We start from the raw sequence: 11,692 nt of genomic DNA on the forward strand, positions 1-11,692 counted from the left end.
ACCGCGTTGGCTGGGGTGGGGACGGCGTGGCACCGCCGGCGCCGCCATCCCGATGGCGCTCGGCTTCGACGGCGTCACCCAGCGATTCGGCAAGGTGACGGCGCTGGACCAGGTCTCGCTGAACGTTGCACCCGGTGAGATCGTCGCGCTGCTCGGCCATTCCGGCTGCGGCAAGACGACGCTGCTGCGGCTCGCCGCCGGGGTCGAGCGGCCGAGTGCCGGCCGTATCCTGCTCGAAGGCCGCGATGTTTCCTCGCCCGGCCAATTCGTCGAGCCGGAGGCGAGGGGGGTCGGCCTGGTCTTCCAGGATTACGCGCTGTTTCCGCATCTCTCCGTGCGCGAGAACGTCCGTTTCGGCCTGCGTGGCTATGGCAATGCCGAGGCCGATGCGACGGCCCTGCGTGCTATCGCCCGCGTCGGCCTCGCCGACCTCGCCGAGGCCTATCCGCACATGCTCTCGGGCGGCGAGCAGCAGCGCGTGGCGCTGGCGCGCGCGGTGGCGCCGCGTCCCGGCGTGCTGCTGATGGACGAGCCCTTCTCCAATCTCGACCGGCGCCTACGCGATGCGGTGCGCGACGAGACGATGGCCTTGCTGCAGGAGATCGGCGCGACCTCGATCATCGTCACGCACGATCCCGAGGATGCGATGCGCGTCGCCGACCGGATCGTGCTGATGCGCCAGGGCCGCATCGTCCAGAGCGGAACCGGCGAGGAGCTCTACCGCCGCCCCGCCAGCCTCTTTGCCGCCCGATTTTTCTGCGACCTTACCGAAATCGAGGCGAGCGTCCGCAATGGCGAGATCGACACGCCGCTTGGGCGCTTCCCGGCGCCTGGACTGCCGGACGGAGCCGCTGTGCTCGGCGTTCGGCCGCAAGCGATCCGCCTGGTGCCCAAAGGGTACTGCCTGCCGGCGCGGGTGGTGACGCGGCGCTTCCTCGGTGAGGTCGACCATATCGAGCTCGCGGTCGATGGTCTCGACAAGCCGTTGATGGCGCGGCTGCCAACACGGCGGGATTCCGTCGCAGAGGGCGAGGATGTCGGTATCGACATTACGATGGACGAAGTCCTTGTGTTCCCTGTAGGGGACACCTAGTTTCCGGCACAAGCATCTGGCCCGTCGAAACAAGTCGGGCCGCGCGTTCAATTTCGGAGGAGTTCCACCATGGGTGGCGTCAGCATCTGGCACTGGATCGTCGTCGGCGTCATCGTGATGCTGCTGTTCGGCCGCGGCAAGGTGTCCGAACTGATGGGCGACGTGGCCAAGGGCATCAAGTCGTTCAAGAAGGGCATGGCCGAGGACGAGACCCCGCCAGCGGCCGCGCAGCAGCCGGCCGATCCCAAGGTGATCGACCAGACGGCCCAGACCACCAATCCGCAGCCGGCCAAGGCCGAGACCAAGGCCTGAAGCTCGCGCCGCTCTTAAGGTGGCGTTCGAGGTTTGGCGGAACATGTCCGCGATCACGGACATGTTCCATTCTACTGTTCTGACACAATTCCTGACGCAAAACCGCTTCGCACTTTTGCTGGAATGGCTCTAGAGGACCGGCCGTCGATGTTCGACATCGCCTGGAGCGAAATGCTGCTGATCGGGGGCGTCGCGCTCGTCGTCATCGGCCCCAAGGATTTGCCCGGGGCGCTACGCGCCGCCGGGCAGGCGATCGGCAAGATTCGGCGCATGGCCTCCGAATTCCAGGGGCAGTTCAACGACGCGATGCGCGAGGCCGAGCTGACCGACCTGAAGAAGCAGGTCGAGGACATCGGCAATTCGGTGCAGGCCTCGACCAATTTCGACCCGATCGAGCCGATGAAGGATTTTGGCGCAGCCGACGCCTCGAAGCCGGCGGCCGACGACAAGGCCATGAAGGATGCCGAGGCGACGCTGGCAAAGCTCCCGGCGCCCGACCTGCCGGCCCCCGTCAGCATCGATCCTGCTCCCGTGGCGTCTCCCGAGCCGGAGGAAAAGCCGAAGCGCCGCCGCAAGACCGCCGCGACCGAAGAGCCGGCAGTGCCGGCTACCGCGGTCGCGGCTGAGGAGCCGCCGGCCAAGCCGGTGCGCAAGCGCAAGGCCAAGGCCGCTTCGGTCGAGGGCGGAGAGACGGCATGAGCGTCGTCGAGGCCAATACCGATCCGAAGCGCGCCGGCGAGGACGAGATCGAAGCGTCGCGCGCACCGCTGATCGACCATCTGATCGAGTTGCGCTCGCGGCTGATCAAGTCGCTGATCGCCTTCCTGATCATGTTCTTCATCTGCTTCGCCTTCGCGACGCAGATCTACAACATCCTGGTCCAGCCCTATATCTGGGCTGCGGGGCCGGGCGCCAACGTGCAGCTCATCTACACCGCGCCGCTCGAATATCTCTTCACCCAGATCAAGATCGCGGCCTTCGGCGCCGGCTTCTTCGCTTTCCCGGTGATCGCGACGCAGATCTACAAGTTCGTGGCGCCGGGGCTCTACAAGAACGAGCGCCAGGCTTTTGCGCCCTATCTCGCCGCGACGCCGATCTTCTTCCTGCTCGGCGCGGCGATGGTGTTCTTCTTCGCCATGCCGGTGCTGATGAAGTTCTCGATCGGCATGCAGCAGGCCGCGAGCGAAGGGCAGGCGGGTATCCAGCTCCTGCCCAAGGTCAGCGAGTACCTCTCGCTGATCATGACGCTGATCTTCGCCTTCGGCATCTCTTTCCAACTGCCGGTGGTCCTGACCCTGCTCGGCCAGGCGGGAATCATCGACGCGCAGTTCCTGAAGGACAAGCGCCGCTACGCCATCGTCTTCGTCTTCGTCATCGCCGCGGTGCTGACCCCGCCCGACGTGATCTCGCAGCTCATGCTGGCGATCCCGATGCTGCTGCTCTACGAGCTCTCGGTGTTCTCGGTGCGCCATGTCGAGAAGAAGCGCGATGCGGCGAAGGCGGCCGAAGACGCAGGCGCCTAGCGCAGCTCAAACCCCCATCCAGCTCATGCCGTCGATTGCTCAATAGCGATGCAATCCGTCACAGGCCGTTGAAGCCAATGACGGATTTGCGGGGCTGCGCATGCAATAATGCAGCGGCAAACCTTGTGCCTCTCCATACGGCAGTGCACAGGCTTGTGATCCGCATCTGCGGAGCCTTGCTGGCAACACAATGTTAAGATGAACCGCAGATGAACAAATGTGCAGCTACCTCTTCCGGGCTGCGCATGAGGAGCGGTTCGAGTGAGCGGATTCTGGCGCCTGGTGCTGTTCGGAAAAGGGCCCCGCGATGCGGCCTCGCCCGGCCGCGACCTGCGCATCGACGTGATCCGCGGCCTGATCCTGCTCGTCATCTTCGTCAACCACATACCGGGCAACATCGTCGCCTCGGCGATGCCGCATAATTTTGGCTTCTCCGACGCTGCCGATGTCTTCGTGCTGCTCGCAGGCGTCTCGGCCGCCTTCGCCTATGGCCGGCTGATCGACCAGCGCGGGCTGCTTGTCGGCTCGCTCAAGGTCGGCGCGCGGATCTGGACGCTCTACATCGCGCATCTGGCGCTGTTCGTGCTGGTCTGCGGCATTGTCGCGACCGCAGTGGTGCGCACCCAGAACGCGCTCTATGTCGAGGCGATCAACATCCAGCCCTTCTTCAGCGATACGCAGGCTGCGATCGTCAACGCGCTCGGGCTGGTCTATCAGCCCTATTATCTCGACATCCTGCCGCTCTACATCGTGCTGCTGGCGCTGTTTCCGCTGATCTATGTCGCGGCGCGGACCAGCCCGCTCGCGACGCTGCTCGTCTCCTTCGCAATCTGGCAGGGCGCCACCCATGCCGGGCTCAACCTGCCGAACCATCCGGGCGAGGGCGGCTGGTTCTTCAACCCGTTCGCCTGGCAGATGGTGTTCACGCTCGGCGTGGTGATCGGTCGCCTCGGCATCGTCGGCGCCGCCTTGCCGAAGCTGGTCATCGCCGATCTTGCAGCTGCGGCCATCATCCTTTTAGCGGCGACGGTGAAGCTGTCTTCCGGCAACCCGTTCGGCATCGCGCTCCTGAACGACTGGATCGAGAGCCTGCAGATCGGCATCGACAAGACCAATCTCGCCTGGCTGCGCGTGGTTCACCTGGTGGCGTTGACCTGGCTCGTGCTGCGCTTCCTCAAGCCCGATGCGAACCTGCTGAAGGGGGCGGTTGGCAGGAGGCTGGCCGCGCTCGGGCGGCATTCGCTCGAGGTCTTCTGCGCCGGAATCGTGCTGGCGATCACCGGCCAGATCATCCTTGCGGAGACCTCCTTCGCCCTTTTGATGCAATTGATCGTAAACCTCGCCGGGATTACCATCCTGATCGGGCTAGGAACATTTCTCTCGTGGTACAAGTCGCTTACGGCACGCGCCGCCAGCGCCCCTCGCGAGCAGGCCGCTACGGCCTGAGCGCCCTTCTTCTGATCCTGGGGTCGGCCCTGCCGGCATTCGCCGGGCCAAAGCCGCTCGCTCAAGTGGTGGATGGGCGCTGCCGGGCCGGCGCGGCCCAGCACCCCTTCAGGCCGTCGCTATCGGCAGCGAAGCGTGCCCTGACCGAAACCAATAAGCTCACAATCGTCGCGCTCGGCTCGTCCAGCACCGCCGGGACGGGTGCGAGCGATGCCGACCGCAGCTACCCCGCCGTGCTGGAGGCCGAACTGCGCCGGCGCTTGCCGGGGCGCGAGATCAAGGTCGTGAACCTCGGTGTCGGCGGCCAGTCGGCCTATGAGATGTATCTGCGGCTCGAGGGCGAGGTCATTCCCGAGAAGCCGGCGCTGGTGATCTGGCAGACGGCGGTGAACGACGCCATCCGCGATATCGGCGAGGAGAAGCTGGCGAAGATCCTGCGCAAGGGCGCCCACAAGCTGCAGGAGGCCGGGGTCGATCTCGTGCTGATGGATATGCCCTGGCTGCAGCGCGAGGGCCGCTACCCCAAATACGACGACTACCGGGCCGTGCTGGCGAAAACGGCGAGCGAAAGCGGCGTTTCGGTCTTTCCGCGCTACGCCATGATGAAGAGCTGGTCGGGCTCGAAGCAGTTCAGCGAGGAGGAGATCGTCGGCATGGACGGGCTCCAGGTGGTCGAGGCCGGTTATCGCTGCTTCGGAATTCGTCTGGCCGACGGCATCATCAACGAGCTGACGGGTGGGCGCGAGCCCGGCAAGTCGACGAATTGAGCCGCAGCAGGCGCGTCAGCGCGCGATCACCTCGATATCGCGATCGCGTCCAGCCTCGACCTTGAAGTCGCGCGAGAAGACCTGCCCCTCCTGCCGGGCGATCAGCACATAGTCGCCCTCGGACAGGATCACCTGCGGGAAAGCGCCGATCGCCTCGCGGATGACGTCGCCGCCGGGGGTGAGCACGCTGAAGGCGGTGCCGGCGAAAGCTTCGCCGCCAGGACCGGCGACCAGTTTGAGCGTCACCTGCGCGGCGCGGTGATGCAGCGTCGCCTGGGTGACCTGGCCCGACTCGACCCGGACATCGGAGCGCTGGATGGCGTTCGAATCGCCATAGGTCGAGACGATGTGATAGGTGCCCTCCGGCAGGCGGATCAGCTCGCCGGACTTGACGTTGGAAGCGACGAGGCGGCCCTCGGAATTGCCCTGCAACGGCACGAACACCGAGAAACTGAGCTGGGCCGGCGCGATTGGGGTCTCACCGATCGAGCCGGCGAGGGAGAGCCCTCCGGCGCTGATGCTGAGCTTGTCGCTCAGACCCTGCGCGCCGAGCGTGACGCGCTTGGTGGCGCTGGCGAAACCATAGGCGGCGTGCAGAAGATAGACGCCTGGGTCGAGCGCGAAATTCGGCTCGGCATCGTTCGAGCGGGCGACGATCCGGGGCGGCGAGCCGTCGAAGGATTCGGTCAGCACCCGCCAGACCAGGCCGGAGCGGATCGGCTTGCGGTTGCCGGAGAACTGGGCGCCGAGGGCGAGCGTCGCCTGGCCGGGTCTTGCGGCTGGTGCCGCGTTCGGCGGCGAACCGGGCGTGGTGGCGGATGTCGCGGCACCGGGCGTTTGGGCAAGGCTGGGCGATGCTGCGAGCGCGGCGGCAAGCAGCGTGATGCCGACCCTGGCCATGGTCCGCATCTGAATCTGAAACTTGTCGCGTTGAAACATGCGCTGCGCCGTCATCGTCCCTGCGCCAGCGAAGGAGCAGGTTCGCTTGTCCTCATCATGGCGAAACCTTAACTGGGAGACCATCATCCCAGCCGCGCCATTTCCGGATCGTTCATGACCGACACGCTCTCCCTGCTCAAGCTCCGTCGCTCGGTGCCACCGCAATTTCTCGCTGCTCCCGGGCCGGACGAAGGCCAGCTGCGCGAGATCCTGACCGTGGCGGCGCGCGTGCCGGACCATGGCAAGCTCGCGCCCTGGCGCTTCATCGTCTTTTCCGGTGCAGCGAAGGAGCAGGCGGCCGAGATCGTTGCGGGCGTCTTCAAGGAGCGCAATCCTCAGGCCGATGAGGACAAGGTGGCGTTCGAGCGCAAGCGCCTGCTCCACGCTCCGGTCGTGATCGCCGTCGTCTCGCGGGCCCGCAAGCACGAGAAGATCCCGGAATGGGAGCAGGAGCTCTCGGCCGGCGCGGTCTGCATGAACATGCTGATCGCCGCCGAGGCGCTCGGCTTCAACGGCTCCTGGTTGACCAACTGGTTCGCCTTCGACCGCAAGGTGCTCGATGCCTTCGGGCTCGAACCGGATGAGCGCATCGCCGGCTTCGTCCATCTCGGCAAGGCCGACGGCCGCCCGGCCGACCGCGAGCGGCCGGACCTCGCCGCGATCGTCAGCCGGTTTGGAGCGTGAGCGTCATGTACTATACCGACGAAGGCCGTGACCTCGACTTCAAGCACGATCCGTTTAAGGCGATCGTGGCGCCGCGGCCGATCGGCTGGATCAGCGCGATAAATGCGAAGGGCGAGGTCAATCTCTCGCCCTACAGCTTCTTCAACGCGGTCTCGGCGCGCCCGAACATCGTGATGTTCTCCTCCGAGAACAAGAAGGATGCCGTCGCCTTCATCGAGGAGACCGGTGAGTTCACCTGCAGCCTGGTCACCAAGGCGCTCGACCAGCAGATGAACCTGACCTCGGCTCCGCTGCCGCGCGGGACAAGCGAATACGGCCATGCCGGGCTTGAGATGGCGCCGTCGCGCGTGGTGAAGCCGCCGCGGGTCGCGGCGAGCCCAGCCGCGCTCGAATGCAAGCTCCTGTCGATCCAGCAAGTCAGGGACATCGATGGCAATGACGTGCCGCACTGGATAGTGTTCGGGCAGGTTGTCGCGGGTTATATCGACGAGGCCTTCATCCGCGACGGGCGCTTCGATACGGCCGGCGCCAACCCGATCGCCCGCTGTGGCTACAGCGATTACGCCGAGGTCAGCGAAATGTTCTCGATCATCCGGCCCGCCGGCGGCGGCTGACCGCCATGGTCCGACGCCAGGACGAGGAGCCGGACGAGCAATGGCGCATGACCGTGAACCTCCTCGCGGTCATCGCCGTGCTGGTGATGATCGGGGCGGGCTTCTGGCTGCTGCGCGAACTCAATGCCGCCAAGAAGGCGCAAGAGTGCCTGGCGAGCGCGGCGCGACATCAGTGCCGGCAACTCAAATAGGTGAGGCCGCTTCTCCCGTCATGGTCGGGCTTGTCCCGACCATCCACGTCTTCTCTTTGCTAATCGAATGCGGTGTTCAAGACGTGGATGCTCGCCACAAGGGCGAGCATGACGAGCTGGAAGAGTATCGCGGTTAGGGGCGGGTCTCCAAAACCCGAATCACCAGAATCGCTTGCGCCCGGTCATTGACGCAATCTGTCAGCCCGCGCCTTCAGCCGGCGGGCGCGCATCAGATGCGGCCGGTCGAGCATTTCGCCGTCGAGCCCGATCACGCCGAGATTGGGATTGGCGTCGAACAGCTTGATGATCGCCTCGGCCCGGGCCAGCGCTTCGGGCGAAGGCGAGAAGACCTCGTTGATCACCGGCACCTGCGCCGGGTGGATCGCCATCTTGCCGGTGAAGCCGTCGCGCCGTCCCGCAACACATTCGGCGCGCAGGGCTGCTTCGTCGCGGAAGGCAGTGAAGACGGTGTCGATCGCGTCGATCTGCGCTGCCGCGGCAGCGAAGAGCAGAAGCGAGCGGGCCATACGATAGGGATCGGCATAGGAACCGTCCTCGAGCCGATTGGTCTCGGCGGCGAGATCGGCCGATAGATCTTCCGCACCCCAGGTCAGGCCGGAGAGTCGGTGGCTGGCGCCGGCATAGCTGCCGAGGCCGAAGATGCCCTTTCCGGTCTCGGTCGCAATCGCGATGATCTTGGTCGCACCGTCGGGCAGATCGTACTCGGCCTCACGCACGGCGATATGCGCGGCAAGATGGCTGAGATCGGAGCCGCCCTCGGATTTGGGCAGCATGATCGCGTCGGGCCCGCTTTGCATGACGACATCGAGATCGGCCGCGGTCATGCCCGTGATCAACGCGTTGACGCGGACGATCAGGCGTGGGCGCCGCGGCAAGGCCGCGACCTCCTTCAGGAAATCACGGGCCAGCTCGCGCGCTGCCGGCTTGGCGTCGAGCGCAACGGAATCCTCTAGATCGAGGATCAGCGCGTCGGCGCCGCTTTCGAGACCCTTTTGCAGCTTCTTCTGGTTGTCGGCGGGGACGAAGAGAAGCGAGCGCATCAGGCCTGTCCTCCGGTCGGGCGCTTTTTCATGAAGGCCTGGCGGCGGCACTGGGCCACCAGCGTGCCGTCCTGCTTATAGGCGCGGTGGTGGAAGTCGACGATGCCGGCATCCGGCCGCGACTTCGATTCGCGCTTGGCGACGATCTCGGTGACGCAGTTCACCGTGTCGCCCTCGAAAAGCGGGGCGGGGAAGGTGACGTCGGTCATGCCGAGATTGCCGATGGTGGTGCCGACCGTGGTGTCGTTGACCGAGATGCCGATCATCAGGCCGAGCGTGAACAGCGAGTTCATCAACGGCTTGCCCCACTCGGTCTCGGTCGCGCAGAAATGCGCGTCGATGTGAAGAGGCTGCGGATTCAGCGTCATGTTGGAGAACAGCATGTTGTCCATCTGCGTGACCGTGCGGGTCAGCCGATGCTCGATCGAGGCGCCGATCTCGAAATCCTCGAAATAGAGCCCGCCTCGCTTGTGCCGCGTCGCTTCCGCCATCGTCTTGCTCCTGTGGCACTTTTCCGCCCGGAACCGGCTTTGGCGAACGCCCGTTTTAACGGTTCGCTTACCATAACCGGTCCAGTCTCTTCGGGTGCTCCGGTCCGCCTGGAACGGCAGCGGACCGAGTGACCTCATGTTCCTTTTCAGCACGCCGAGTACCCGCGAGACAACGCCTGCCAACCCGGTCGTTAACGCGATCAAGGAAGGGGCGGACAAGACCGGCGTCGGCTTCGACTATCTCCTGAAGACGGCGCAGCGGGAATCGGCGCTCGCGCCAGATGCGAAAGCGCGGACCTCGAGCGCGACCGGACTGTTCCAGTTCATCGAGCAGACCTGGTTGTCGATGGTGCGCCAGGAGGGGCCCAAGCAGGGGCTCGCCAATTATGCCGGCGCGATCAGCGAGGATGGCAGCGGCCGGCTGACCGTGGCCGATCCGGCGCTGCGCGAGAAGATCCTGCAGCTGCGCACCGATCCGCATGTCGCGACCGTGATGGCCGGCGCGCTCACGCAAAAGAATGCCGAGCAGCTCGGCCAGGCGCTCGGGCGTCAGCCGCAGGCGGGCGAGCTCTATATGGCCCATGTGCTCGGCGCACGCGGCGCCACCGACCTGATCCGCACCGTCGGAAACGACCCGACGCGTGCCGCGGCACGCGACTTCCCGGACGCCGCGGCGGCGAATCGCTCGATCTTCTTCGACAAGGGGGGCAGGGCCCGCAGCGCCCAGGAGGTCTATGGCCTGCTCGCCGCCAGCCACGCCAACACCCAGGTCGCGGCGACCACGGGCGCCATGCTGGCGCAGGCCAAGCCGACAGGCGCGGCTACGACCGCTACGGCCTATGCGGCTGAGCCACCGGTCGCGCCGATCGCCGCCGCGCTGGCACCGGGCCGGGCGAAGGGGCTGATCGGCCTGTTCTCGACCGAAGGGCCGCGCACTCCGGTCTCGAAGGCGGTCGCCAATCTCTGGACCACGCCGCGTAGCAGCGCTGCGTCCCGCACCACCGATGACGATCCTGCGACCCGCTATTTCCCGCGCGTGAGCTCGGCAGCGAGTGGCGGCGATGTCTCGTCCGCGGGCAAGGTCGCCAAGACGGAAAGCGCGGTCAGTTCGACTGCTCCGGCCAGTGCCATGGCTCCGTTGCCGCCGTCGCGGCCGCGTGACCTTGCCGTGGCGGATACGCAGACCGCTTCCAGCGAAACGGTTGCGCCCCGCAAGCCACGACGCGGCCCGCTCGACCTCAGCCAGTTCATGCTCCATGGGAGGCGCGGATGATCGTCCGCCGTTTCCTGCTCTGGGCCCGCACCGCTCCGGCCGAGGCGCGAGCGAAAGGGGCCGCTGCATTGGCTGGCGCCTATCTGCGCTCGGCGATGTCGCCGGAAGACAGACGCGAGGCCGAGACGGCGCTGATTTCGCTTGTCGACGATCCCTCGCCATTGGTGCGACGTGCGCTCGCGGAAGAATTCGCGGCTACGCCGCTGGCACCCCGCAATGTGGTGCTTGGCCTGATCGCCGAGCAGAGCGATATCGCCGCTCTGCTGCTGGCGCAGTCGCCGGTGCTGACCGAGGCCGACCTGGTCGATGCCGCCGCGATCGGCGACGGACTGGCGCAGCGTGCGATCGCACAGCGGCCCTGGTTGTCGGCCGGCATCTGCGCTGCGCTTGGCGAGGTCGGGGTCGAGGAAGCGCTGGTTGCGCTGCTCGCCAATCCCACCGCCGAAATCCCGGATTTCTCGCTGGAGCGCATCTTCGAGCGCGCAGGCGAGGTTGGCACCGTGCGCGAAGCCATGCTGGCGCGCGATGATCTTCCGGCAGGCCTGCGCCAGGCGATCGCGGCCAAGGTCTCCGACGCGCTTGCCGCCTTCGTCTCAGGCTGCGGCTGGCTCACCCAGGAACGCAGCGCGCGCCTCGCTCGCGAATCGACCGAGCGGGTCGCCGTTGCGCTCGCCGCGGGCGGCGAGGCGAGCGACGCCCCGGCTATCGTCGATTGCCTGCGCGAGAATGGCCGACTAACCGCCGGCGTGATCCTGCGCTCGCTGCTGAGCAATGAACCGGCCCTCGCAGAAGCGGCCTTCGCCGCGCTCTCCGGCCTGCCGCTCAACCGCGTCCGCGCGCTGCTCTGGGACCGGCGTGGCGCCGGCCTCAAGGCGCTCTATCGCAAGGCGGCAATGCCGGAGGCCTTGCTGCCGGCCTTTGCCGCCACCGTGGATGCACTCAAGCAGGCTGGTCCAGGCCAGCGGGGCGCGGGCGGTATCGATCGCGATCTGCTGGCGCACGTCCTGATCGCTTGCGAGGGCCTGGAAGGCCCGCAGGCCAATGCGCTGATGGCGCTGCTGCGCCGGCTCGATGCGGAAGCTGCGCGCGACGAAGCCCGGATGCTGGCCGATTCGCTCGCCGACGACGCGGCGCTGGCGCTGCTGATCGAGGCTGATCCGGACTTTCTGGTCGAACTCGATCTGGACGACCTGCGCGACGCGGCCTGAACGAGCCGCAGGCTCGTGCGCGGCCGGCTTGACCGGCCGCTGGCATGCTGATTGCCTGAGCGCTGCCGTATCGCCAGGGCTTCACCATCC

Annotated in this window: 14 protein-coding genes; 11 read left to right on the plus strand and 3 right to left on the minus strand. The window is 66.4% G+C overall.

What is annotated here, in order from left to right:
- Nucleotides 1-52 precede the first annotated feature (52 nt).
- The 6 genes from ACSQ3M_RS02740 to ACSQ3M_RS02765 all read left to right on the plus strand — a co-directional run bounded on the left by ACSQ3M_RS02740 (nt 53) and on the right by ACSQ3M_RS02765 (nt 5,141).
- A complete protein-coding gene (locus ACSQ3M_RS02740) occupies nt 53-1,093 on the plus strand; it encodes an ABC transporter ATP-binding protein (RefSeq protein ID WP_436149279.1) in 1,041 nt (346 codons plus the stop codon).
- 69 nt (nt 1,094-1,162) lie between these two features.
- Entirely contained in the window at nt 1,163-1,405 is a 243-nt protein-coding gene (locus ACSQ3M_RS02745) for a twin-arginine translocase TatA/TatE family subunit (RefSeq protein WP_436148528.1), read from the plus strand.
- 147 nt (nt 1,406-1,552) lie between these two features.
- Nucleotides 1,553-2,104 carry a Sec-independent protein translocase protein TatB gene (gene tatB / locus ACSQ3M_RS02750; protein WP_436148529.1) on the plus strand — a complete coding sequence of 184 codons (552 nt, stop codon included), beginning with the start codon at nt 1,553-1,555 and terminating at the stop codon, nt 2,102-2,104.
- Entirely contained in the window at nt 2,101-2,928 is an 828-nt protein-coding gene (gene tatC / locus ACSQ3M_RS02755) for a twin-arginine translocase subunit TatC (RefSeq protein WP_436148530.1), read from the plus strand. The genes tatB and tatC overlap by 4 nt, the downstream gene beginning before the upstream one ends.
- Before the next feature lie 261 nt (nt 2,929-3,189).
- Complete coding sequence (locus ACSQ3M_RS02760) at nt 3,190-4,374, plus strand: OpgC family protein (RefSeq protein WP_436148531.1); 1,185 nt, start codon at nt 3,190-3,192, stop codon at nt 4,372-4,374.
- Complete coding sequence (locus ACSQ3M_RS02765; RefSeq protein ID WP_436148532.1) at nt 4,311-5,141, plus strand: SGNH/GDSL hydrolase family protein; 831 nt, start codon at nt 4,311-4,313, stop codon at nt 5,139-5,141. The genes ACSQ3M_RS02760 and ACSQ3M_RS02765 overlap by 64 nt, the downstream gene beginning before the upstream one ends.
- Nucleotides 5,142-5,156: 15 nt before the next feature.
- Here ACSQ3M_RS02765 and ACSQ3M_RS02770 read toward each other — a convergent pair whose 3' ends face one another.
- The gene (locus ACSQ3M_RS02770) at nt 5,157-6,080 is read right to left on the minus strand and encodes a hypothetical protein (protein WP_436148533.1); all 924 of its coding nucleotides are present in this window, start codon (nt 6,078-6,080) and stop codon (nt 5,157-5,159) included.
- Nucleotides 6,081-6,194: 114 nt separating this feature from the next.
- On the opposite strand from ACSQ3M_RS02770, the gene ACSQ3M_RS02775 reads away from it, so the two are divergent.
- The 3 genes from ACSQ3M_RS02775 to ACSQ3M_RS02785 are packed head-to-tail and all read left to right on the plus strand — an operon-like array spanning nt 6,195 to nt 7,569.
- Nucleotides 6,195-6,764, plus strand: a complete 570-nt coding sequence (locus ACSQ3M_RS02775; protein WP_436148534.1) for a nitroreductase family protein — start codon at nt 6,195-6,197, stop codon at nt 6,762-6,764.
- Between the two features lie 5 nt (nt 6,765-6,769).
- On the plus strand, nt 6,770-7,378 hold the full coding sequence (locus tag ACSQ3M_RS02780) for a flavin reductase family protein (protein WP_436148535.1): 609 nt from the start codon (nt 6,770-6,772) through the stop codon (nt 7,376-7,378).
- Nucleotides 7,379-7,383: 5 nt separating this feature from the next.
- The gene (locus ACSQ3M_RS02785; RefSeq protein WP_436148536.1) at nt 7,384-7,569 is read left to right on the plus strand and encodes a hypothetical protein; all 186 of its coding nucleotides are present in this window, start codon (nt 7,384-7,386) and stop codon (nt 7,567-7,569) included.
- Between the two features lie 182 nt (nt 7,570-7,751).
- Here ACSQ3M_RS02785 and ACSQ3M_RS02790 read toward each other — a convergent pair whose 3' ends face one another.
- A complete protein-coding gene (locus tag ACSQ3M_RS02790) occupies nt 7,752-8,630 on the minus strand; it encodes an HpcH/HpaI aldolase/citrate lyase family protein (RefSeq protein WP_436148537.1) in 879 nt (292 codons plus the stop codon).
- Nucleotides 8,630-9,121 carry a MaoC family dehydratase gene (locus tag ACSQ3M_RS02795; protein ID WP_284170215.1) on the minus strand — a complete coding sequence of 164 codons (492 nt, stop codon included), beginning with the start codon at nt 9,119-9,121 and terminating at the stop codon, nt 8,630-8,632. Before ACSQ3M_RS02795 ends, ACSQ3M_RS02790 begins: the two co-directional genes overlap by 1 nt.
- A 136-nt stretch (nt 9,122-9,257) precedes the next feature.
- Between ACSQ3M_RS02795 and ACSQ3M_RS02800 the strand changes: the two genes are divergently transcribed.
- On the plus strand, nt 9,258-10,394 hold the full coding sequence (locus ACSQ3M_RS02800) for a lytic transglycosylase domain-containing protein (RefSeq protein ID WP_436148538.1): 1,137 nt from the start codon (nt 9,258-9,260) through the stop codon (nt 10,392-10,394).
- On the plus strand, nt 10,391-11,602 hold the full coding sequence (locus ACSQ3M_RS02805) for a DUF2336 domain-containing protein (protein WP_436148539.1): 1,212 nt from the start codon (nt 10,391-10,393) through the stop codon (nt 11,600-11,602). Before ACSQ3M_RS02800 ends, ACSQ3M_RS02805 begins: the two co-directional genes overlap by 4 nt.
- Nucleotides 11,603-11,692: the final 90 nt, after the last annotated feature.

The sequence above is a fragment of the Allobosea sp. LjRoot90 genome, assembly GCF_964254315.1.
Classification (GTDB): Bacteria; Pseudomonadota; Alphaproteobacteria; order Rhizobiales; family Beijerinckiaceae; genus Allobosea.